This window comes from Micromonospora sp. LOL_021 (genome assembly GCF_048060215.1).
Lineage (GTDB): Bacteria > Actinomycetota > Actinomycetes > Mycobacteriales > Micromonosporaceae > Micromonospora_E.
Window position 1 is genome coordinate 16,050 of record NZ_JBHMIN010000039.1, and the last position, 21,013, is coordinate 37,062.

The 21,013-nt window shown below is 71.3% G+C and carries 23 protein-coding genes; 14 read left to right on the forward strand and 9 right to left on the reverse strand.

Annotated elements, in window-relative coordinates:
- Nucleotides 1-16: 16 nt before the first annotated feature.
- Genes sufD through ACFHWT_RS22410 form a run of 6 tightly spaced genes read left to right on the forward strand, consistent with a single transcriptional unit; the run spans nt 17 to nt 4,641 of the window.
- A complete protein-coding gene (sufD, locus tag ACFHWT_RS22385; RefSeq protein ID WP_416596624.1) occupies nt 17-1,315 on the forward strand; it encodes a Fe-S cluster assembly protein SufD in 1,299 nt (432 codons plus the stop codon).
- 11 nt (nt 1,316-1,326) lie between these two features.
- Nucleotides 1,327-1,656, forward strand: a complete 330-nt coding sequence (locus tag ACFHWT_RS22390) for a non-heme iron oxygenase ferredoxin subunit (RefSeq protein WP_123604783.1) — start codon at nt 1,327-1,329, stop codon at nt 1,654-1,656.
- The gene (gene sufC, locus ACFHWT_RS22395) at nt 1,653-2,426 is read left to right on the forward strand and encodes a Fe-S cluster assembly ATPase SufC (protein ID WP_282231246.1); all 774 of its coding nucleotides are present in this window, start codon (nt 1,653-1,655) and stop codon (nt 2,424-2,426) included. Before ACFHWT_RS22390 ends, sufC begins: the two co-directional genes overlap by 4 nt.
- A 42-nt stretch (nt 2,427-2,468) precedes the next feature.
- Nucleotides 2,469-3,779, forward strand: coding sequence for a cysteine desulfurase (locus tag ACFHWT_RS22400; RefSeq protein ID WP_416596625.1), 1,311 nt, complete (start codon nt 2,469-2,471; stop codon nt 3,777-3,779).
- On the forward strand, nt 3,779-4,237 hold the full coding sequence (sufU, locus tag ACFHWT_RS22405) for a Fe-S cluster assembly sulfur transfer protein SufU (RefSeq protein WP_416596626.1): 459 nt from the start codon (nt 3,779-3,781) through the stop codon (nt 4,235-4,237). The genes ACFHWT_RS22400 and sufU overlap by 1 nt, the downstream gene beginning before the upstream one ends.
- A gap of 14 nt (nt 4,238-4,251) precedes the next feature.
- Nucleotides 4,252-4,641: a metal-sulfur cluster assembly factor gene (locus tag ACFHWT_RS22410; RefSeq protein WP_416596656.1), complete on the forward strand. Its 390-nt coding sequence runs from the start codon at nt 4,252-4,254 to the stop codon at nt 4,639-4,641.
- A gap of 79 nt (nt 4,642-4,720) precedes the next feature.
- Here the strand turns inward: ACFHWT_RS22410 and ACFHWT_RS22415 are convergent, their stop codons facing one another.
- Complete coding sequence (locus ACFHWT_RS22415; protein WP_416596627.1) at nt 4,721-5,464, reverse strand: magnesium transporter MgtE N-terminal domain-containing protein; 744 nt, start codon at nt 5,462-5,464, stop codon at nt 4,721-4,723.
- 402 nt (nt 5,465-5,866) lie between these two features.
- Here ACFHWT_RS22415 and ACFHWT_RS22420 point away from each other — a divergent pair, with 402 nt between their 5' ends.
- The 5 genes from ACFHWT_RS22420 to ACFHWT_RS22440 all read left to right on the forward strand — a co-directional run bounded on the left by ACFHWT_RS22420 (nt 5,867) and on the right by ACFHWT_RS22440 (nt 11,266).
- Nucleotides 5,867-7,474, forward strand: coding sequence for an ABC-F family ATP-binding cassette domain-containing protein (locus ACFHWT_RS22420; protein ID WP_416596628.1), 1,608 nt, complete (start codon nt 5,867-5,869; stop codon nt 7,472-7,474).
- A 274-nt stretch (nt 7,475-7,748) separates the two neighbouring features.
- Nucleotides 7,749-7,976 carry a helix-turn-helix domain-containing protein gene (locus tag ACFHWT_RS22425; RefSeq protein WP_123602399.1) on the forward strand — a complete coding sequence of 76 codons (228 nt, stop codon included), beginning with the start codon at nt 7,749-7,751 and terminating at the stop codon, nt 7,974-7,976.
- 46 nt (nt 7,977-8,022) lie between these two features.
- Nucleotides 8,023-8,805, forward strand: coding sequence for an enoyl-CoA hydratase/isomerase family protein (locus tag ACFHWT_RS22430; RefSeq protein WP_416596629.1), 783 nt, complete (start codon nt 8,023-8,025; stop codon nt 8,803-8,805).
- Nucleotides 8,806-8,923: 118 nt separating this feature from the next.
- Nucleotides 8,924-10,927, forward strand: coding sequence for an ABC transporter ATP-binding protein (locus ACFHWT_RS22435; protein ID WP_416596630.1), 2,004 nt, complete (start codon nt 8,924-8,926; stop codon nt 10,925-10,927).
- Nucleotides 10,928-10,954: 27 nt separating this feature from the next.
- Nucleotides 10,955-11,266 (forward strand): hypothetical protein, encoded by a 312-nt coding sequence (locus ACFHWT_RS22440; protein ID WP_289213083.1) that lies wholly within the window; start codon nt 10,955-10,957, stop codon nt 11,264-11,266.
- A 4-nt stretch (nt 11,267-11,270) separates the two neighbouring features.
- Here ACFHWT_RS22440 and mug read toward each other — a convergent pair whose 3' ends face one another.
- From mug to ACFHWT_RS22470, 6 genes are all read right to left on the reverse strand, one after another.
- Complete coding sequence (gene mug / locus ACFHWT_RS22445; protein ID WP_282234700.1) at nt 11,271-11,816, reverse strand: G/U mismatch-specific DNA glycosylase; 546 nt, start codon at nt 11,814-11,816, stop codon at nt 11,271-11,273.
- A 34-nt stretch (nt 11,817-11,850) separates the two neighbouring features.
- Entirely contained in the window at nt 11,851-12,612 is a 762-nt protein-coding gene (locus tag ACFHWT_RS22450; protein ID WP_416596631.1) for an SDR family oxidoreductase, read from the reverse strand.
- A 78-nt stretch (nt 12,613-12,690) separates the two neighbouring features.
- A complete protein-coding gene (locus tag ACFHWT_RS22455; RefSeq protein ID WP_416596632.1) occupies nt 12,691-13,221 on the reverse strand; it encodes a hypothetical protein in 531 nt (176 codons plus the stop codon).
- On the reverse strand, nt 13,218-14,066 hold the full coding sequence (locus ACFHWT_RS22460; protein WP_416596633.1) for a DUF692 domain-containing protein: 849 nt from the start codon (nt 14,064-14,066) through the stop codon (nt 13,218-13,220). Before ACFHWT_RS22460 ends, ACFHWT_RS22455 begins: the two co-directional genes overlap by 4 nt.
- Before the next feature lie 5 nt (nt 14,067-14,071).
- Nucleotides 14,072-14,941, reverse strand: coding sequence for a TIGR04222 domain-containing membrane protein (locus ACFHWT_RS22465; protein WP_416596634.1), 870 nt, complete (start codon nt 14,939-14,941; stop codon nt 14,072-14,074).
- An 85-nt stretch (nt 14,942-15,026) separates the two neighbouring features.
- The gene (locus tag ACFHWT_RS22470; protein ID WP_416596635.1) at nt 15,027-15,608 is read right to left on the reverse strand and encodes a TetR/AcrR family transcriptional regulator; all 582 of its coding nucleotides are present in this window, start codon (nt 15,606-15,608) and stop codon (nt 15,027-15,029) included.
- A 116-nt stretch (nt 15,609-15,724) separates the two neighbouring features.
- Between ACFHWT_RS22470 and ACFHWT_RS22475 the strand changes: the two genes are divergently transcribed.
- A complete protein-coding gene (locus tag ACFHWT_RS22475) occupies nt 15,725-16,369 on the forward strand; it encodes an HAD family hydrolase (protein WP_416596636.1) in 645 nt (214 codons plus the stop codon).
- 15 nt (nt 16,370-16,384) lie between these two features.
- On the opposite strand, the gene ACFHWT_RS22480 is transcribed toward ACFHWT_RS22475, so the two are convergent.
- Complete coding sequence (locus tag ACFHWT_RS22480; RefSeq protein WP_416596637.1) at nt 16,385-16,630, reverse strand: DUF2630 family protein; 246 nt, start codon at nt 16,628-16,630, stop codon at nt 16,385-16,387.
- A gap of 80 nt (nt 16,631-16,710) precedes the next feature.
- Entirely contained in the window at nt 16,711-19,506 is a 2,796-nt protein-coding gene (locus ACFHWT_RS22485) for an aconitate hydratase (RefSeq protein WP_416596638.1), read from the reverse strand.
- A 339-nt stretch (nt 19,507-19,845) separates the two neighbouring features.
- Here ACFHWT_RS22485 and ACFHWT_RS22490 point away from each other — a divergent pair, with 339 nt between their 5' ends.
- Nucleotides 19,846-20,076 (forward strand): hypothetical protein, encoded by a 231-nt coding sequence (locus ACFHWT_RS22490; RefSeq protein WP_416596639.1) that lies wholly within the window; start codon nt 19,846-19,848, stop codon nt 20,074-20,076.
- Between the two features lie 174 nt (nt 20,077-20,250).
- Entirely contained in the window at nt 20,251-20,895 is a 645-nt protein-coding gene (locus tag ACFHWT_RS22495) for a cellulose binding domain-containing protein (protein WP_416596640.1), read from the forward strand.
- The last annotated feature ends 118 nt before the right edge of the window (nt 20,896-21,013 follow it).

Here is a 21,013-nt window from a genome sequence, read left to right on the forward strand (position 1 = left end):
CCGAGAACAGGAAGAGATGACTATTCAGGCCTCCGCGCCGCCCAAGACCAAGTCGCAGGCGTTGCGCTCGTACGATGTCGCCGACTTCCCGGCCCTGACCGGCCTGGAGGAGGAGTGGCGCTTCACCCCGCTCAAGCGAATGCGGGGACTGGCCACCGGGACTCCTGCGGCCAGCGGCTCGGTCCGGTACGAGTACGCCGACCTGCCCGCTGGCCTGCGGGTTCGTACCACACCCCACCTCACGCGGGCAATGCCGTTAACGGCTATGCCCGCCTCAAGTGGGGTCGACGGTCTCGCTCCTGGCGAGGTCGCCATCGGCGGTGTGCTGACCCCGTTCGACCGGATCAGTGCCCTGGCCTACACCGGGTGCGCCGAGGTCCTGCTGGTGGAGGTGGCACCGGAGGCCACCCCGGCCGAGCCGGCGGTGGTCCGGGTGCTCGGCACCGGGGCGGACCAGATCGCGTACGGGCACACCCTGGTCGACGTCGGCCGGTTCGCCGAGGTGACCCTGGTGTTCGACCAGGTCGGTTCGACCACTCTGGCTGACAACGTCGAGGTGCTCGTCGGCGACGGCGCGACGCTTACCCTGGTCACCGTCGCCGACTGGGCACCCGACGCGGTGCAGGCGCAGCATCTGAAGTTCCGGCTCGGCCGGGACGCCCGGGTCACGCACATCCAGGTCACCCTCGGCGGCGACCTGGTGCGCCAGTTCACCAGCGTCGAGTACACCGGCCGGGGCGGCGACGCCGAGCTGTTCGGGCTCTACTTCGCCGACGCCGGCCAGCACCTGGAGCACCGGCAGCTGGTCGACCACACGGTGCCGGACTGCCGCAGCAACGTCGGCTACCGGGGGGCGCTGCAGGGCGACAACGCGCACACCGTCTGGGTTGGCGACGTACTGATCCGCGCCGAGGCCACCGGCACCGACACGTACGAGATCAACCGGAACCTGGTGCTGACCGACGGCGCCCGGGCCGACTCGGTGCCCAACCTGGAGATCGAGACCGGCGAGGTGGCCGGGGCGGGGCACGCCAGCGCCACCGGCCGGTTCGACGACGAGCAGCTGTTCTACCTGATGGCCCGGGGCATTCCAGAGGCCGAGGCGCGCAAGCTGGTGGTCCGCGGGTTCTTCGCCGAGCTGGTCGACAAGATCCCGGTGGCCGAGCTGCGCGACCGGCTCGGCGACGCGATCGAGCAGCGGCTGCGGCGTGTCGAGGCCGGCGCGGCCGCGCCGCGCACCGCCGACGTGGCGGCACCACCGACCGTGCCCGGCCAGCCCGGCCAGCCCGGTGCGGTCACCGAGGGGACCCGCTGAGCATGTCCGACCTGATCCGGGTCTGTGCCACGGCCGAGATCCCGAAGGGGACGGCGGTCAGCGCCGACATCGACGGTACGCAGATCGCCCTGGTGCACACCGACGAGGACTCCTTCCACGCGGTGTACGACGAGTGCTCGCACGCCGCGGTCGCCCTCTCCGAAGGCGAGGTGGACGGCTGCACGTTGGAGTGCTGGCTGCACGGTTCGCGCTTCGATCTGCGCACTGGTGAGCCGACCGGGCTGCCCGCCACCGAACCCGTACCCGTCTTCCCCGTCGAGATCCGCGACGGCGACATCTACGTCAGTCTGACGCCGAGCAATGGAGTGACCGCACCATGAGCGTTCTGGATATCCGTGACCTGCAGGTTTCGGTCAAGCTGCCGGAAGGCGAGCTCAAGCCGATCCTGGCCGGGGTGACGCTGACCATCCGGTCGGGGGAGACACACGCCATCATGGGCCCGAACGGCTCCGGCAAGTCGACGCTGGCGTACTCGATCGCCGGGCACCCCAAGTACGAGATCACCGGCGGGGAGGTGCTGCTCGACGGCGAGGACGTACTGGCCATGTCGGTCGACGAGCGGGCCCGTGCCGGGCTCTTCCTCGCCATGCAGTACCCGGTGGAGGTTCCCGGCGTCTCGGTGGCGAACTTCCTGCGTACTGCCAAGACCGCCGTCGACGGCGCCGCGCCGAAGCTGCGTACCTGGGCCGGTGAGCTGCGCGGGGCCATGGAGCGGCTGCAGATGGACCCGGCGTTCGCGCAGCGCAACGTCAACGAGGGCTTCTCCGGTGGGGAGAAGAAGCGGCACGAGATCGTGCAGCTGGAGCTGCTCAAGCCGAAGATGGCCATCCTCGACGAGACCGACTCCGGGCTCGACATCGACGCCCTGCGGGTGGTCAGCGAAGGGGTCAACCGGGTCCGCTCCACCGGGGAGACCGGCCTGCTGCTGATCACCCACTACACCCGGATTCTGCGCTACATCAAGCCCGACTTCGTGCATGTCTTCGTCGGTGGACGCATCGTCGAGGAGGGCGGCCCGGAGCTGGCGGAGAAGCTGGAAGCCGAAGGCTACGAGCGGTACGTCGCGGGTGCCGGCGCGGCCTCGGCCTGAGACCCACCATCACCCTGCGTGCAGAAGGGCGGCGTCGAGCCGATGAGCACCATAGCCATCCCCCGGGACACGCCGGCGCCGGGCGGTCCGTCCGCCCTGGACGTCGACGCCGTCCGGGCCGACTTCCCGATCCTCGGTCGGGAGGTCAACGGGCATCAGCTGGTCTACCTGGACAGCGCCAACACCTCGCACAAGCCGCGCCAGGTGCTCGACGCGCTGACCGACTACTACCAGTCGCACAATGCCAACGTCGCCCGCTCGGTGCACACTCTCGGCACCGAGTCCACCGAGGCGTACGAGGGCGCCCGGGCCAAGCTGGCCGCGTTCGTCAACGCGGGCAGCCCGGACGAGGTGGTCTTCACCAAGAACTCCACCGAGGCGATCAACCTGGTCGCGTACGCGTTCTCCAACGCCTCGACGGGCGCCGCGATCGGGGCCGACCCCCGGTTCCGGCTCGGCCCCGGCGACGAGGTGGTGATCTCTGAGATGGAGCACCACTCGAACATCGTGCCGTGGCAGCTGCTCTGCGAACGCACCGGTGCCACGCTGCGCTGGTTCGGGCTGACCGAGGACGGTCGGCTGGACGAGTCGCAGCTGGACGAACTGGTCACCGAGCGGACCAAACTGGTTTCGCTGGTGCACATGTCGAACATCCTCGGCACGGTCAACGACCTCACCGCGATCACCCGGCGGGTCCGTGAAGTCGGTGCGCTGCTGCTGCTGGACTGCTCGCAGTCGGTGCCGCACCGCCCGGTCGACGTCGCCGGGCTGGATGCCGACTTCATCGTCTTCACCGGGCACAAGATGTGCGGGCCGACCGGGATCGGGGTGCTGTGGGGCCGCGCCGCGCTGCTCGCCGCGATGCCTCCGGTGCTCGGCGGCGGCTCGATGATCGAGACGGTGGCGATGAGCGGGTCCACGTTCGCCGCCCCGCCGGCCCGCTTCGAGGCCGGTACCCCGCCGATCGCCCAGGCGGTCGGCCTCGGTGCCGCCGTCGACTACCTCGCCGGGCTGGGTATGCCGGCGATCGCCGCGCACGAGCAGCGGATCACCGGGTACGCCCTGGAGGCTCTGGCCACCGTGCCGGGTCTGCGGATCATCGGCCCGCCCGGACCGCACGGGCGGGGCGGCACGGTCTCGTTCGCGGTGGACGGGATCCACCCACACGACGTGGGTCAGGTCCTCGACGCCCAGGGGGTGCAGGTGCGGGTCGGCCACCACTGCGCCCGGCCGGTCTGCGTGCGCTACGGCGTCCCGGCGACCACCCGGGCCTCGTTCTACCTCTACACCACGACCGGCGAGGTCGACGCGCTGGTGCGCGGTCTGGAGAAGGCGCGGAAGGTCTTTGGCTGATGGAGCTCGACCAGCTGTACCAGGAGATCATCCTGGACCATTACAAGCGTCCGCAGGGGCGTGGTCTGCGCGAGCCGTACGCGGCGGAGGCGCACCACGTCAACCCGACCTGCGGCGACGAGATCACCGTACGGGTGAGTCTGGGAGCGGAGACCCGGCTCGGGGTGTCGCACGACGGTCAGGGTTGTTCGATCAGCCAGGCCTCGGCGAGTGTGCTGTACGAGCTGGTCGACGGTCGGCCCGTGGACGAGGCGTTCGGGGTGCACGGCGCCTTCGTCGCGCTGGTGTCCGGCCGCGGCGAGGTCGAGCCGGACGAGGATGTGCTGGGTGACGGGGTGGCGTTCGCCGGTGTGGCGCGCTATCCGGCCCGGGTGAAGTGTGCGTTGCTGCCGTGGATGGCCTTCAAGGACGCCGCGGCGCGCGCCGGTGTGGGTGCGAGCCCGGAGGTGAAGCAGTGAGTGCCGAAGAGACCATGACCGGGGCGACACAGGCGACCGAGCCCACCGACGGCGGTACGACCGCCTCGGCGACCGTCGGCCAGCCGGCGATCGCTGACATCGAGGAGGCGATGAAGGACGTCGTCGACCCGGAGCTGGGCATCAACGTGGTCGATCTCGGCCTGGTGTACGGCGTACACGTCGACGATGACAACATCGCCACCCTGGACATGACGTTGACCAGCGCGGCCTGCCCGTTGACCGACGTGATCGAGGAGCAGGCCCGTACCGCATTGACCACTGGACCCGGTGGCGGACTGGTATCCGACATCCGGATCAACTGGGTGTGGATGCCGCCGTGGGGGCCCGACAAGATCACCGACGAGGGCCGGGACCAGTTGCGGGCGCTCGGCTTCAACGTCTGACGGCACCCGCGCCGCCGCCGGCTGTCACATCCGGCCGGCGGCGCGGCCCGTCCAGTCCGGCCGGCGGCGGCGCGGCTGGTCAGTGCACCAGGCTGACCAGGGCCCGTTTGAGGAAACCGTCGTGCCGGTCGTCGACCCAGCTGACCGCACTGATCGGGCGTCCCTGCCGGCGAGCCTCGTCGCAGTAGTCCAGCACGTCGGTGGCTGGCTGGTAGTCGGTCACCGCGAGCGCCGCGTTGGCGCGCATGCGGTACGCCGCGTCCTCGGCGTCGCGTACCGCCACCCGTCCGTCGTCGTCGCGGCGGGCGGCCACGGTGATCTGCCAGCCGAAGATCTGGACCAGCACGATTCCGGGCGGGGCGTTCGCCGGGATGCTCACCTCGGCGTTGGCCCGGGCGAGCGCCTCGGCCACCTCCCGTTGGTAGGTACCGGCCCAGGCCGCCTGCGCCTGTTGCGGACGCATCACCGACAGCAGGTCGGCCTGCCGGTCCGCAGGCATCGCGGTGAGCAGGGCCGCGACGGTGGGTTGCGGCAGCCGGTCGGCCACCGCCTGCACCTGCTCGGCCGGAAGTCGATTGAGCATGGCCACCGCCTCGGCGGTCGGCATGGCTCGGGCCAGGTCGGCCAGCTGATCGGTGCTGAGCAGACCCATCAACCGGGATCGAAGATCGTCGCTGGCGGCCGGGAGCAGTCGGACCAGGTCGGAGGTCGTCAGCTCGGCGACTGCCACCGGGATACGGTCGGCCGGCATGGCTGCCAGCAGCCCGACAGCCTGTCGCGGCGGAGTGCTGCGGACCATCGCGATCAGCTGGGTTATGGGCATCATCCCACCGGGCAGCATGAGTGTCGTCTCCAGGGAGTCAAATGATCGTTACGCGCGCCTGATGTGCCTAACATCCCTGGTCGGCGCGGTGCATCAACCCGTTGGTGGACAAGTTCCCCGGTTCGGCCAGGCTGGTACACCAGGCGGGCGGCGCACCGCGTACCGCTCGGTCAGCCGGCGTCCCGTGACACCGTCGGGGATGGAACGCCAACCGCAGCCGGTTCACGCGTGACCGTCGATGATCTTGGCCCGGTAACCGGCTGGGTGCCAGTGCCGACCGCCGGTAGTATGGTGCCGTGCTGCTCTGCGAAGGCTGAACCGCCCCACGCCGACGGACAGGACGTCCGGTCGGCGTTTTGTCGTGTCCGCGAGTCAGCTTCCGATCTCAGGAGTGAGCTACCAATGATCACCGCTACCGGCCTGGAACTGCGTGCGGGCTCGCGGATCCTGCTGTCCGAAACCACCCTGCGGGTGCAGCCCGGCGACCGGATCGGCCTGGTCGGGCGCAATGGTGCCGGCAAGACCACCACCCTGAAGGTGCTGGCCGGCGAGGGCCTGCCGTACGCCGGACAGATCGACCGGCGCAGCGCGGTCGGTTATCTCCCGCAGGATCCGCGTACCGGCGATCTGACCGTGACCGCCCGCGACCGGGTGCTGTCGGCCCGCGGCCTGGACCGGCTGATGTCCCAGATGAACGAACTCGAGCAGCAGTTGGCGCAGGGCGGCACCGACGAGCGCCTGGTCCGCCGCTACGGCACGCTGGAGGACCAGTTCGCCTCCCTCGGCGGGTATGCCGCCGAGGCCGAGGCGGCCCGGATCTGCGCCAACCTGGGTCTGCCGGACCGGGTGTTGAGCCAGCCGATCGGGACACTCTCCGGCGGTCAGCGCCGCCGCATCGAGCTGGCCCGCATCCTGTTCCGCGACGCGGCCGAGAACGGCGGTGGCATCCTGCTGCTCGACGAACCGACCAACCACCTGGACGCCGACTCGATCACCTGGCTGCGTGGCTTCCTCGCCGGGCACAAGGGCGGGCTGGTGGTGATCAGCCACGACGTGGACCTGCTGGACGCGGTGGTCAACAAGGTCTGGTTCCTCGACGCCACCCGCTCGGTGGTGGACGTCTACAACGTCGGCTGGGCGGCGTACCAGCAGCAGCGGGAGACCGACGAGCGGCGCCGCCGCCGGGAACGGGCGAACGCGGAGAAGAAGGCCGGGGCGCTGCTCGCCCAGGCCGACAAGATGCGGGCCAAGGCCACCAAGACGGTGGCCGCGCAGAACATGGCCCGGCGGGCGGAGAAGCTGCTCGCCGGTCTGGAGGACGAGCGGGTCGCCGACAAGGTGGCCAAGGTCCGGTTCCCCAGCCCGGCGCCGTGCGGCAAGACGCCGTTGACCGCGGCAGGGCTGTCGAAGTCGTACGGATCGTTGGAGATCTTCTCCGGGGTCGACGTGGCGGTCGATCGTGGCTCCCGGGTGGCGATCCTCGGGCTGAACGGTGCCGGCAAGACGACGTTGCTGCGGATTCTCGGTGGCTTGGTCGAGCCGGATTCCGGGGCGGTGCGGCCCGGGCACGGGCTGCGGATCGGCTACTACGCGCAGGAGCACGAGACCTTGGACGTGGAGCGTTCGGTGCTCGACCACATGCGCAGTGCGGCGATCGACCAGGCGGACACCGACCTGCGAAAGATTCTCGGTGCGTTCCTGTTCAGCGGTGAGGACGTGAACAAGCCGGCCGGGGTGCTCTCGGGCGGGGAGAAGACCCGGCTCGCGTTGGCCACGCTGGTCTGTTCGGGGGCAAACGTATTGCTGCTCGACGAGCCGACCAACAACCTGGATCCGGTCAGCCGTGAACAGGTTCTCGATGCCATCGCCCGGTATCCCGGAGCCATCGTCCTGGTGACCCACGATCCGGGTGCGGTGCTGGCTCTCAAACCGGACCGGGCGATTCTCCTGCCCGACGGAGACGAGGATGCGTGGAGCGACGACCTGCTCGAACTCGTGGAACTTGCATGAGGAGGCGGTCCGCTCCACACCCCGGGCCGGAGCGATGCCGTATCGGTGAACGTCATTATCGGATAGCGTGAATTGTATGAACAAGGCGTACCGGTGAGGGGTGACGAAGGGCTGCCGGCATGCCGCTGGGATTCCTCGGCGGCACCGTATCGGGTAACTGACAGGGCTGTGCGTGTCGGTTGGCGAACAGTTGATATCTGGCGCATGATCGTTGGAGGCGGTCTAATAGGTGGGACCGCATCGAACCGCACAGTCTGGGACGTGAGGAATCAACATGGCAGCCACCGGCACAGCCGCCACCACCGAGAAGGGTCGCCGGATCGTCGGAGCCGAGCGTCAGACCCTGGCCAAGGACCTGGTCAAGCGGTACACATCCGGCGAGAGCATCCGCGCCCTTGCGGCCTCCACTGGCCGCTCGTACGGGTTCGTCCACCGGGTGCTCACCGAGTCCGGCGTGCAACTGCGCCAGCGTGGCGGCGCTCGGCGTCGCAAGAAGGGATGACCATCCGGTCGCGTCCCGTACCCCGCTGCCACGGTCAGGGCCCTCGTTGACCGTGTCCGGTGGCGTACGACTCGACTACGACGGGCCGGTCGCGACGGTGACGTTGGACCGGCCCGACGTGCTCAACGCTCAAACCCCGCAGATGTGGCGGGCGCTGCGCGGCATCGGCCGGGAGCTGCGCGGCGACGTTCGCGTCGTGGTGGTCCGCGGCGCCGGTCGGGCCTTCTCCGCCGGCCTCGACCGGGGCGCGATCCAGGCACTGCTCGATCCCAGCGCGGCGGATGCCAAGGCCGCGCCGCCGTTGGCCGCCCTGCCGCCGGACGAGTGCGCTGCCCGGATCGCCGAGTACCAGGAGGCCTTCACCTGGCTGGCACGCCCCGACGTGATCAGCATCGCCGCCGTGCACGGGCCGGCCGTCGGTGCCGGATTCCAGCTGGCCCTCGGCTGCGACTTGCGCGTCCTGGCCGACGACGCCCGGCTGCGGATGGCCGAGGTGACCCTCGGCCTGGTGCCGGACCTCGGCGGCACCCGGCGACTCGTCGACCTGGTCGGCTACGCCCGGGCCCTGGAAATCTGTGTCACTGGTCGCTGGCTCGACGCGGCCGAGGCCGATCGGCTCGGGCTGGCCAACCTGGTGGTGCCCGCGACGGAGCTGGCCCCGGCCGTCGCCGACCTGGTCGCGGCCGTGCTGGCCGGGCCCCGCGACGCGGTCGTCGAGATCAAGGCCCTGCTCACCGGCGCCACCGACCGTACCCCCGCCGCCCAGCTACGCGCCGAGCGGGAGGCACAGACCCGACGGATCCGGGATCTGACCGGAGCCGGGGAGTAGCCGCCAGGTCGGGCGGTAAGGCCCCAACGGGAAGACGCCAGTTACCTGAACGGTTGTCGTAGGTGTCCGGGACACTGGTGCCCGCGACGGTGTGGCGAGACGAAGGTGGCGGGTGCCGATGGCTGGATCCGGTGGGATGGGTGGCATGGGGGCCGGCTGGGGCATGCTGCGTTCGATGCGCGACGGCGACCAGTTGCGTTCCCACCGGGTCAGCCGGGGAACCACCCGGCGGATCGTCGCCTTCGCCCGCCCGTACCGGCGGGACATCAGCGTCTTCCTGATCACCGTCGTGCTGGCGGCCGGCATCGGTGTCGCCACCCCGGTCCTCGCCGGCGACGTGGTGAACACGATCACCGCCGGTCGCGCCGACGCCGGCGCCACCGTGGTCCGGCTGGCTCTGCTGATCGCCGGGCTCGCCGTGGTGGACGCGCTGCTCTCCCTGGCCCAACGCTGGTACGCCGCCCGGATCGGTGAGGGCATCATCCTGGACCTGCGGACCCGGGTCTACGACCACGTGCAGCGGATGCCGTTGCAGTTCTTCACCCGGACCCAGACCGGCGCGCTGGTCAGCCGGCTCAACAACGACGTGATCGGTGCCCAGCGTGCCTTCACCTCGACGCTGTCCGGTGTGGTCAGCAACGTCATCCAACTGGTGCTCACCGCCGCGGTGATGTTCACCTTGTCCTGGCAGATCACCGCGCTGTCCCTGGTGCTGCTGCCGATCTTCATCGTGCCGGCCCGCCGGGTCGGCAAGCGGCTCGCGGAGATCACCCGGGAGTCGTACGACCTCGACGCCAAGATGAACGCCACGATGACCGAGCGGTTCGGGGTCGCCGGCGCGCTGCTGGTCAAGCTCTTCGGCCAGCCCGAGGTCGAGGCACGCCGGTTCGCCGAGCGGGCCGACCGGGTCCGGGAGATCGGCATCCAGTCGGCGATGTACTCGCGTACCTTCTTCGTGGCGATGCTGCTGGTCGCCTCGCTCGCCCAGGCGCTCACCTACGGACTCGGCGGCTGGCTGGCGGTCACCGGTGCGGTCAGCGCCGGCACCGTGGTGACCCTGGCCCTGCTGCTGACCCGCCTCTACGGCCCGCTGACCGCGTTGAGCAACGTGCGGGTCGACGTGATGAGCGCGTTGGTCTCCTTCGACCGGGTGTTCGAGGTGCTCGACCTCGCCCCGTCGATCGCCGAGCGCCCGGACGCCGTCGTCGTGCCGCCCGGCTCCAGCCGGCTGGAGTTCCGCGACGTCCGGTTCCGGTACCCCAGCGCCGCCGAGATCTCGCTGGCCTCGCTGGAGGACGTCGCGACGCTCGACCGGACCGTCTCCGAGCCGGTGCTGCGCGGGGTGTCGTTCACCGTCGAGCCAGGGCAGCTGGTCGCCCTGGTCGGCCCGTCCGGCGCCGGCAAGAGCACCACCGCGATGCTGGTCTCCCGGGTGTACGACGTGACCGACGGCGAGATCCGGGTGGGCGGGGTGGACGTGCGCGACGCGACACTCGACTCGCTGCGCGACACCATCGGGGTGGTCACCCAGGATTCCCATCTGTTCCACGAGACGATCGCGGAGAACCTGCGGTACGCCCGGCCGGACGCCACCGACGACGAGCTGTGGGCGGCGCTGCGCGGCGCACAGGTCGAGGAGCTGGTCCGGGCCCTGCCGGACGGGCTGGACACGGTGGTCGGGGAGCGCGGTTACCGCTTCTCCGGCGGCGAGAAACAGCGGATCGCCATCGCCCGGCTGCTGCTCAAGGCGCCGTCGATCGTCATCCTCGACGAGGCCACCGCCCACCTCGACTCCGAGTCCGAGGCGGCGGTGCAGCGCGCTCTGTCTGTCGCGCTGAGCGGCCGTACCGCACTGGTCATCGCGCATCGGCTGTCGACGGTGCGCGACGCGGACCAGATCCTCGTCCTCGACGAGGGCCGGATCGTCGAGCGCGGCCGGCACGCCGAGCTGATCGCCGCCGGCGGGCTGTACGCCGAGCTGTACCGCACCCAGTTCGCGGTGGCCGACTCGCCGACCCCGTACCTCGACGACACCGGGCTGGACCCAGTGACGGCCGGGTCCGGTCGCGCCTTCCCGACCGACCAGGACCTGCATCCGCCGTCGGGCACCGCCGCCGGATAGCGGTCCGCCGTCGACTACGCTGGGCCGATGGAACCGGAGGCTGCGGTCGCGGCGGCACTGCGCGAGTTCGCTGCGCGGCTGGCCGCGCTCGATCTGGCACCGGCCCGGTCGGCTGGCGTGGCGGTTCGCGTCGGCGACGCCGACCCTGTCGTACTGACCGACTCGGTGGCTGCGGCGCTCTGCGCCGCCCTGCGGTCGTACCACGATCCGCGCGACCGGGGCCGGTGCGCCCAGTGCGGGGGGCCACGTCTCGACGAAGGTCTTCAGTGCCTCGACTGCGGACAACCTGCCGGCCTGTTCGGTCAGCTGATCCGCGAGCGGTTGGCCCGCCACCAGTAACCGCCTATTGCGGCGGTCCGGCCGTCACCGCCTGCCGTAGCCGGTCGAACTCGGCGACGAGCCGGTCGAGCTGGTAGTGGGCATTGAGCCCGCTCGGGTTGGGCAGCACCCAGAGCCTCGCGCCGCCGAGGTCCTCGGGCCGGGGTCCGACGACCGCCCGTGGCTGGTCGAACGCCAGCCGGTAGGCGGTCACCCCGACCACGGCGATCCACCGGGGTCGGCACGCGGCGGCCAGCCGGACGAGCCGCGCGCCTCCGGCGACCAGCTCCGGCGGCGTGAGTTCGTCGGCCCGCGCCGTCGCCCTGGCGACCAGGTTCGTCACGCCCAGCCCGAACCCGGGCAGCAGATGATCTTCGCTGGGGTCGAGCCGCCGGGGCGTGAAACCGGACCGGTGCAGCGTCGGCCAGAACCGGTTGCCCGGGCGGGCGAAGTGGTGGCCGACGGCAGCGGAGTACAGGCTCGGATTGATCCCGCAGAACAGCACGTCGAGATCGGGTCCGACGACGTCGGGCAGGGTACGGCCGACAGCGTCGGCCAGCAGCTGCGCCATCGTGGCCCGGTCGGTGGACACGCCGAAAAGCCGTTCAGGGGCAGGGCAGCGCGCCGCCGTCGACGGGCAGCGTGATGCCGGTCAGATAGCTCGCCGCCGGGGACAGGACGAACGCCGCCACTCGGCCGAACTCCGCCGGCTCGCCCAGCCGGCCGAGCGGGATGTCCGCCTCGGCCTCGGCCCGGGCCTGCTGCGGATCATCGGTCGCGGCGAAGAGTTCCACGTTGCGGTCGGTCATGATCCGGCCGGGCAGCAGACTGACCACTCGGACGCCTCGGCCGGCGTAGCCGTCGGCGAGCTCCTTGGCGACCGCAGCGAGCCCGGGCCGCAGGCCGTTCGAGATGCCCAGCCCGGGCAGTGGCATCCGGGCCGACGTCGACAGCACCACGGCGACCGCCCCGCCGGCGGGTAGCGCGTCGGCGACGGTTCGCACCGCCCGTACCGTGCCGACGAAGACCGTGTCGAACGCCGACCGCCACTGTTCGTCACTGACCGCGTGGCTGGGGCCGGGTTTCGGCCCGCCGACCGAAATCAACGCCCCGTCGAGCCGGCCGTAGTGCTCCTGGGCCGTCGCGACCAGGCGGGCCGGGCAGTCCGGCTCGCTCAGGTCGGCGCTGACCGCGATCGCGTGCTGCGGACCGCCGAGGCGTTGCGCCGCCGCGTTCAGACCGGCGGTGTCCCGGGCGGCGAGCACCACCCGCGCCCCGTCGGCGACCAGACAGGCGGCGGTGGCGTAGCCGAGTCCACGGGACGCGCCGGTGAGCACGTACACCCGGTTTTCGAGGCCTAGATCCATGGCCCGATCCTGCCGCATGCTGTGACCCCGCTGGCTGTGACCCCGCCGGCCGACGGCCCGGCGGATGCTCCGGGGCGGCTACCGGCGGCGGCCGCCGTACGTCCATACCTGACCGGCGACCTGGACCGTCCACCCACCGGGCAGCCGTCGTACCGCCGGGAAACGGCGTCGGCGGGGAACCGACGACCCGTCGTAGCGCCAGCCGACCTCCCGGCCGGCCAGCTCCGTCACGGCCAGATCCGGCAGACGGTCATCGGCGGCCAGCGTCCGGGCGAAGTCCCAGCCCTCGCGCAGCCCGCCTGCCGGCCGCCGGCCCGTGGCCCAGCGGACGAACGCGGCCGGCCAGGCAGCACCGAGCGAGGCGGCCAGTACCGGCCAGTGCCGGGCCACCTCACCCGCGCGCTTGCGGGCCAACGCGGTACGGGCGACCGACAGCCGGTGCGGGTCGAAGCCGGGCGGTGAATGGGTGCCGTCGACGAGGGCCGTGATCAGCGCCCGCTGGGCGGCGGCGAGCTCTGCCCGCTGGGCGGCGGCGAGCTCTGCCCGCTGGGCGGCGGCGAGTCCGGCACGGGGGTCGGAACGGTCGCCGGGCGACACCTGGTCGGTCACGTGATCCGGCCCAGCCCGGCGGTCGCCGCGATCACGTCCAGCTCGGCGCGCAGCACCTCGCCCGGCGGATAGTACCCGTCCCGCTCCAGCAGCACCGCTGGTGGCCGCTGCCGGGCGCACAACGCGGCGAGCAGCTGCAGCACCTCGGCCGGGACCGGGTCGGTGTGCGTATCGTGGTAGATCCCGTCCCGGTCGGCGGCACCGCCGGCGACGTGCACGTACGCGATGCGTTCCAGCGGCAGCCGGTCGAGCAGGGCGACCGGGTCGTCGCCCCGGTTGCGGGCGTTGGCGTAGACGTTCGCGACGTCCAACAGCAGCAGCGCACCGGAGCGCTCGACGATCTCGCCGATGAAATCGGCCTCGTCGAGCTCGTCGTCGGGCCAGTCGAACACCGCGGCGATCGGTTCGAGCGCGACCGGCACCGGCAGCTCGGCGGCCACCCGCCGGACGTTGTCGACGACCGTGTCGACCGCCGCCCAGGTGCGGGGCAGCGGCAGCAGATGCCCGGCCTCGACCCCGCCGGCCCGGACGAAGGCGATGTGTTCGCTGACCAGGGGCGCGCCGAGCAGCTCGGCGACGCCCGCGAGCCGGTCGACCCGGTCCTGCCCGACCGGCTCGGCGCTGCCGAGGGACAGCCGTACGCCGTGCGGCACGACGGTCACCCCCCGCTCACGGAGCCGGTGCAGCCCGTCGTCCAGTGGCCGGCCGGGGTCGACCGACTCGGCGATCACCTCGCAGAAGCGCAATCCGGGCAATTCAGCGACGAAGCCGGAGATCTCCGGGCGCCAGCCGAGGCCGACCCCGAGCCCGGTGTCCGGGTTGGGCGGCCAGGCTCTGGCGGACATCGGCCTCATCCGCCGCAGCCGCCACCACCGCAGCCGCCACCCCCGCCGTCACCGCCGCTGTCACCGCCCCAGCTGGAGGACCCGGTGCCGGCGCTCACCCGCTGGATCTCCGCGGTCCCCGCGAACGCCGGATCCATGGCCCACAACGACGCAGCCCCGAAAACGCCGACCCCCATCGCTGCGCCGGCGACACCGTATGTCGCGGGGGCCGGCCGCAGGGTCGGCGAGAGGTGACGGTACTGGCCGCGCAGTTTGGTGAGGAGGCGTTTCGCGGCCCGGGTGCGGCGCGGCACCGAGAAGAACAGCACCAGTGCCACCGGTACGGTGACCGCGAGCATCAGCACCAGGTAGCCGACCGGCCGGTTGTTCGCGGCGCCGGCGAACACTCGCAGCACACCGACGGCGGCGAGGATCCCGACCGTGCCGGCGAGCAGCCGGGCGGTACGGCGTTGGCCGTCACCGATGGCCAGGCCGGCGGAGACCAGCCCGTCGCGCATCCGGTGCAGCGCGTCGCCGACCCACTGGTCGGTCTGCAGGTCGCGGACGCGTACCTGGCGCTGCGCGGAGTGGTGCACCGCCTGGTCGAGTTGCCCGGCCCCGGTCGGCAGCGGACCGGTGGCCCGCAACGTGCCGCGGGTGCCGACGTCGACGCTGCCCGCCGAGCGCAACGCCGCCAGGCTGGCGTACACAGCCAACCGGCCCCCGCCGTTGAGGTACGCGACCTCGACGCCGCCCAGCGATCCGGTGCGGCCGTCGTGCCCGGCGAGCGCGATCCGCCGGTAGCCGAGGTTGGCGACGAGGAGCACCAGTGCGGTCAGTCCGAAGACGACGAGGAAGGTGGGGCCGGGGATGCCCCAGGTTTCACCGGGCGTCATGGGGGTCTCCTGGTTGGTCGGGCGTCGGGTCGCCGACGCTCCCGCGCTGACGGTGGTCCCTATTGTGGGACGGCCGTGCCACCGGTCAGCGCGGCGGGGGACGGCGTACCGCCTCCTCGACGATGTCGAGGACGGCACCGAGGTCGCTGCCCGGCCGCCCCATCGCCAGCTGCAGCACCAGCCCGTCGTAGGCCAGCTCCAGGAACCGCGCCAGGACGTCGATCGGTACGTCGTCGCGCAGCACGCCGGCATCGCGTTGGCGGCCGAGCCGATCCCGGGTCGCCTCGGCGATCGCCGCGGACCGGGCGGCCCAGCGCCGGGCGAAGTCCGGGTCGGTACGCAGCCGTCGGGACACTTCGAGCTGGCTGCCCAGCCAGCCGGCGGTGTCCGGGGAATCGGCCCGGGTGAGCAGGTCGCGCATCACCTGGACCAGTCCGTTGCGGGCCACCGTCTCGACCATCGCGGCCGCGTCGTCCTCGGCGACCGCCAGGAACAGTGAGTCCTTGTCCCGGAAGTGGTGGAAGATCGCCCCCCGGGACAGCCCGGTGGCCTCCTCCAGCCGGCGGACGGTGGCCCCTTCGTACCCGTGCCGGGCGAAGCAGACCCGGGCGGCGGCGAGGATCTCCTGGCGGCGTGCGTCGAGCTGGATCTGGCTCACCCGGGGCATGATGTGATCGTGTCAGGTGGGCAGACCGGTAGCAAGCCGTACGTACGGCTTGCTACCGGCACTCGTTTACATTCTGGGACTGTTCCCCGCCATACGGTGTCGCGTAAGGTGCGCCCGTGCCACTCCTGCTCCTGGATCTGGACAACACCCTGCTCGACCGGGCGGGGGCGTTCCGTGTGTGGGGTCAGGAATTCCTCGACTCGGTCGGTGCCCCCCGAGACGACATCGACTGGCTGGTCTCCGTCGACGCCGACGGGCTGACCGACCGGTGGGATCTGGCCGACGCGCTCCGGGAACGGTACCGGCTCCGGACTTCGTCGGTCGACCTGGTCGAGGAGCTGCACGACGGCGTCGTGCGGCACACCCGACTGGACCCACTGGTCGCCTGTTCGTTGGCGATCGCCCGGGACGCCGGCTGGGTGCCGGTGATAGTCACCAACGGGACCGCCCGCCAGCAGGAGGCAAAGATCCGCCGGACCGGCCTGGACCGGTACGTGGCCGACTGGGTGATCTCGGAAGCCGCCGGGGTCAGCAAACCCAACCCGAGGATCTTCGCACTGGCCGCGCAGAGCGTCCGGATGCGGCTCCGCGGTGCCTGGATGGTGGGTGACAGCCCGGAGGCCGACATCGGCGGGGCCGCCGCGACCGGGCTGCCCAGCGTCTGGCTGCACCGGGGCCGCAACTGGCTGGACGAGCGGTACGCGCCGACCCGGGAAGCCTCCGGCGTGATCCCGGCCGTGGCCGCGGTGCTCGCCGGCTGACCTGCGCCACCGGTACTACTGCAAGTAACCCTCCACCTCGCCGGTGGGCCGTGGCTGGACGGCGTCCGGGTCGTCGCCGACGTCCCGGGCGGCCCGGCGGCGACGCAGCAGGTCCCAGCACTGGTCGAGCGCTTCTTCCAGCGCGCCCAGCCGGGCGTGCTCCTCGTCGGCGGAGAGCTGCCCGGCGGCGAACCTGCCACGCAGCTCGTGCTCCTCGTCGACCAGTTCCTGGATCCGGGCCAGCAGGGTCCTGTCGTCCATAGCCCGAGCTTGGCACAACACGGCGGTGGGTGGTGACCGGTCCGGCCACCATCCACCGCCGCCGTTCATCCGGACCTGGGTCAGCTGGCCAGCATCTTGCGCAGCACGAACTGCAGGATGCCGCCGTGCCGGTAGTAGTCGGCCTCGCCCGGGGTGTCGATCCGGACCACGGCCTCGAACTCGACACCGGTGTCGGTGCGCACGGTCACCGTACGCGGCGTGGTGCCGTCGTTGAGCGCGGTCACCCCGGCGATGTCGATCGTCTCGGTGCCGGTGAGCCCGAGGGAGGCGGCGTCCTGCCCGGCCGGGTACTGCAGCGGCAGCACCCCCATGCCGATCAGGTTGGAGCGGTGGATCCGCTCGTAGGACTCGGCGATGACCGCCCGTACGCCGAGCAGCATGGTGCCCTTGGCCGCCCAGTCCCGCGACGAACCGGAGCCGTACTCCTTGCCGGCCAGCACCACCAGCGGCACGCCGGCCTGCGCGTACCCCACCGACGCGTCGTAGATGCTGGTCTGCTCCCCGGTCAGGTGGTTGACCGTGAAGCCGCCTTCGACGCCCGGCACCAGCTGGTTGCGCAGCCGGATGTTGGCGAAGGTGCCACGGATCATCACCTCGTGGTTACCGCGCCGGGATCCGTACGAGTTGAACTCGTGCCGGGGGACGCCGTGTTCGCTGAGGTAGCGTCCGGCGGGGGAGTCGGGCTTGATCGCACCGGCCGGCGAGATGTGGTCGGTGGTCACCGAGTCGCCGAGCTTGGCCAGTACCCGGGCACCGGCGATGTCGGTCACCGGCTGCGGCGTCGGCGCCATGCCCTCGAAGTACGGGGGCCTACGCACGTAGGTCGACTCGTCGGCCCAGGTGAAGGTGTCGCCGGTCGGGGTGGGCAGCGACTGCCACCGCTCGTCGCCGGCGAACACGTCGGCGTACGCGGCGCCGAACCCGGCGGCACCGATGGCACTGGCCCGCACCTGTTCGATCTCGGCGTTGCTGGGCCAGATGTCGCGCAGGAACACCGGCTGACCGTCGGATCCGGTGCCCAGCGGCTCGTTGGCCAGGTCGATGTCCATCGTGCCGGCGAGGGCGTACGCGACCACCAGCGGCGGCGAGGCCAGGTAGTTCATTTTGACGTCCGGGTTGATCCGGCCCTCGAAGTTGCGGTTGCCGGACAGCACCGACACCACGGTCAGGTCGTGTTCGTTGACCGCGGCGCTGATCTCCTCGGGCAGCGGTCCGGAGTTGCCGATGCAGGTGGTGCAGCCGTAGCCGACCAGGTGGAAGCCGAGCTTCTCCAGGTACGGGGTGAGGCCGGCCCGCTCGTAGTAGTCCATGACGACCTTGGAACCCGGTGCCAGGGTGGTCTTCACCCACGGCTTGCGGGTCAGCCCCCGGTCGACCGCGTTGCGGGCCAGCAGCGCGGCACCGAGCATCACCTGCGGGTTGGAGGTGTTGGTGCAGGAGGTGATCGCCGCGATCACCACGGCCCCGTGGTCCAGCTCGAACCGGGCGCCGTCGGCGCCGGTCACCTGCACCGGCTTGCTGGCCCGCCCACCGGCGCCGACCGAGGCGCTGATCAGCTCGTGCGGCTTGTCGGCCGGGTCGTCGGCGCCGTCGGCGGCCGGCGGGTCGCTGGCCGGGAAGGACTCGACGCTGGCCTCGTCGGCCGGGCCGGCCACGGACGGGGTGTGGTCGTCGGCGACGTAGTCGGTCAACGCGGAGCGGAACATGGTCTTGGCGCTGCCCAGCGGCACCCGGTCCTGCGGGCGCTTCGGTCCGGCCAGCGACGGCTCGATGGTCGACAGGTCGAGTTCGAGCCGCTCCGAGTAGTGCGGTTCGGCGGCCGGGTCGTGCCACAGACCCTGTTCCTTGGCGTACGCCTCGACCAGCGCGACCTGGGCGTCGTCGCGGCCGGTGAGTCGCAGGTAGTTGATGGTCTCGGCGTCGATCGGGAAGATCGCGACGGTGGAGCCGTACTCGGGCGACATGTTGCCGATGGTGGCCCGGTTGGCCAGCGGCACGGCGCTGACGCCGGGTCCGTAGAACTCGACGAACTTGCCGACCACGCCGTGCTGGCGCAGCATCTCGGTGATGGTGAGCACCAGGTCGGTGGCGGTGGTGCCGGCGGGCGCCTCGCCGGACAGCTTGAACCCGACGACCCGGGGGATCAGCATGCTGACCGGCTGGCCGAGCATGGCGGCCTCCGCCTCGATGCCGCCGACGCCCCAGCCCACGACGCCCAGCCCGTTGACCATCGTGGTGTGCGAGTCGGTGCCGACGACGGTGTCCGGGTAGGCCTGCCCGTTGCGCTCCATGATCGTCCGGGCCAGGTACTCGATGTTGACCTGGTGGACGATGCCGGTGCCGGGCGGGACGACCTTGAACTCGTTGAACGCGGTCTGGCCCCAGCGCAGGAACTGGTAGCGCTCCTTGTTGCGGCCGTACTCCAGCTCGACGTTGCGGGCGAACGCGTCCTCGCGGCCGAACAGGTCGGCGATGACCGAGTGGTCGATGACCAGTTCGGCCGGCGCGAGCGGGTTGACCTTGGTGGGGTCGCCACCGAGCTCCCGGACGGCCTCCCGCATGGTGGCCAGGTCGACCACGCACGGTACGCCGGTGAAGTCCTGCATGAGGACCCGGGCCGGGGTGAACTGGATCTCGACGCTCGGCTCGGCGGTCGGGTCCCAGGAACCGAGCGCCCGGATCTGCTCGGCGGTGACGTTGGCCCCGTCCTCGGTGCGGAGCAGGTTCTCCAGCAGGATCTTCAGGCTGTACGGCAGGTGTTCGTGACCCGCCACTGTGTTGATCTTGAAAATCTCGTAGCTCGCGTCGGCGACGCGCAGCTGGCTCTTCGCACCGAAGGTGTCGAGGCTCGCCACGTCGGACTCCTTACCGCTGTGTCCCTGGTCGTCCTGGCAGTCTTTCGTACGGATTACCGCGGCGTCGGGGTGAGGTAACACTTACCCGGAGCGCGGCTCGCAACAAAACCGTACGTCCGTCTTGCTATTGTCGCAACCCGGGTACCGGCTCCCGGGACGGGTTTGCCGACCGGTCCCACCGGGGACTGCGATCGGCGTGGACACCTCGACCGACCTCGACACGCTCGCCGGCTTCTTCGACCGGTACGGCGCGGCGATCACCGCCGGCGATGTGCCCGGCATCGCGGACTGCTTCGCGTCGCCGATGCTTACAGCTTCGCGTTCTCCACGCCAGCGGCGGTGGCGCTGTCCTTCGTCGGTGCCGCACCGGACTACGCCCAGCGGCGGATCGTCGCGTCGCACGCCCGCTTCCACCAGGTCCAGCAGGTGAGCGCGGCGTTGGTGGCGGTCGAGGTGGAGTGGGAGTACCTCGACGCGTACGGGCGGTCGGTGCCCGGTCAACGGTTCCACTATCTGCTGCGGCTCGGTCGCGACGCGGTGCGTATCTGTACTGTTACCCCACTCGACTAACTAGTCAGTAACTGGGCCTTTTGCACTGCGGGTCGGAATCGCTACTCTTCCGCGGGACGCCGGTGCGAAAAGGGGGCCAACGTGGACGGCAGACACGCCGCGCGCACCGCTTGGACCCCTTCCACCGTGATTGCCCTGGCACCCTGGGTGGTCGTCCTGAGTGGAGTCGCCGTCATGGTGGTCATCTTTCTGGTGGCCGCCGGCTGCGTGCCCGTGCAGACCCGGGCGATCGGTGAGCCGCCGCCGACCGTCGTCCCCGAGCCCGAGCCACGGGTCGCCGCGACCCCGCCAGCGGTGAACACCGGCGGCCAGCTGGTCGCCGCCGCCCCGCCGCCGTCTGGCGAGGCGGTCCTGCGGCCCGCGCCGTCCTCGGCGGCACCGTCCACTCCGGCCGCCATGCCGCCGTCGCCGTCCGGCCCGGCCCACGAGCCGGTCGAGTCGCCGCGCGCCACGACACCCGCCCCGCCTCGCACCCCGGCGCCGCCGGCCGACCCCGACGTGGTCGGCCGCTACCGCGTGCTCCAGCAGTTCGGCGACGGGTTCATCGCCGAGGTGCTGGTGGTGAACACTTCGCGGCGCGATCGTGACTGGACCGTCACCGTCCGGTTCCCGGACAACGTCGGTCGGCTGTACGCGGCCTGGGTCGAAGGCGCGCCGCAGGCGACCATGCGTCGGTCCGGCCGCGAGTACGTCTTCACTGGTTCGGTGCCGGTCGGGGCCCGTTCGTCCGTGCCGTTGCGGTTCCACTTCGAACGCCACGGTCGCGGTGCCACCCCGCAGCGGTGCCTGGCCAACGGCGCGCCCTGCGACCTGGACTGACCACGTCTGCAAGATATTGCAGAATCTTGCAGCAAAGGTTAGCGTGCGCTCATCGTCAACAGAAGGCTGTCGATGGAAGCCGCACCCGTCCGCACCCGTCCGCACCCGTACGTCCCGC

Coding starts and splice junctions, on each gene's coding strand:
- sufU (WP_416596626.1), top strand. CDS start 3,779: ATGGAGCTCGACCAGCTGTACCAGGAGATCATCCTGGACCATTACAAG.
- ACFHWT_RS22410 (WP_416596656.1), top strand. CDS start 4,252: ATGACCGGGGCGACACAGGCGACCGAGCCCACCGACGGCGGTACGACC.
- sufD (WP_416596624.1), top strand. CDS start 17: ATGACTATTCAGGCCTCCGCGCCGCCCAAGACCAAGTCGCAGGCGTTG.
- ACFHWT_RS22420 (WP_416596628.1), top strand. CDS start 5,867: ATGATCACCGCTACCGGCCTGGAACTGCGTGCGGGCTCGCGGATCCTG.
- sufC (WP_282231246.1), top strand. CDS start 1,653: ATGAGCGTTCTGGATATCCGTGACCTGCAGGTTTCGGTCAAGCTGCCG.
- ACFHWT_RS22425 (WP_123602399.1), top strand. CDS start 7,749: ATGGCAGCCACCGGCACAGCCGCCACCACCGAGAAGGGTCGCCGGATC.
- ACFHWT_RS22440 (WP_289213083.1), top strand. CDS start 10,955: ATGGAACCGGAGGCTGCGGTCGCGGCGGCACTGCGCGAGTTCGCTGCG.
- ACFHWT_RS22495 (WP_416596640.1), top strand. CDS start 20,251: ATGGTGGTCATCTTTCTGGTGGCCGCCGGCTGCGTGCCCGTGCAGACC.
- ACFHWT_RS22465 (WP_416596634.1), bottom strand. CDS start 14,941: ATGACGCCCGGTGAAACCTGGGGCATCCCCGGCCCCACCTTCCTCGTC.
- ACFHWT_RS22460 (WP_416596633.1), bottom strand. CDS start 14,066: ATGTCCGCCAGAGCCTGGCCGCCCAACCCGGACACCGGGCTCGGGGTC.
- ACFHWT_RS22480 (WP_416596637.1), bottom strand. CDS start 16,630: ATGGACGACAGGACCCTGCTGGCCCGGATCCAGGAACTGGTCGACGAG.
- ACFHWT_RS22400 (WP_416596625.1), top strand. CDS start 2,469: ATGAGCACCATAGCCATCCCCCGGGACACGCCGGCGCCGGGCGGTCCG.
- ACFHWT_RS22415 (WP_416596627.1), bottom strand. CDS start 5,464: ATGCCCATAACCCAGCTGATCGCGATGGTCCGCAGCACTCCGCCGCGA.
- ACFHWT_RS22435 (WP_416596630.1), top strand. CDS start 8,924: ATGGCTGGATCCGGTGGGATGGGTGGCATGGGGGCCGGCTGGGGCATG.
- ACFHWT_RS22470 (WP_416596635.1), bottom strand. CDS start 15,608: ATGCCCCGGGTGAGCCAGATCCAGCTCGACGCACGCCGCCAGGAGATC.
- ACFHWT_RS22450 (WP_416596631.1), bottom strand. CDS start 12,612: ATGGATCTAGGCCTCGAAAACCGGGTGTACGTGCTCACCGGCGCGTCC.
- mug (WP_282234700.1), bottom strand. CDS start 11,816: ATGGCGCAGCTGCTGGCCGACGCTGTCGGCCGTACCCTGCCCGACGTC.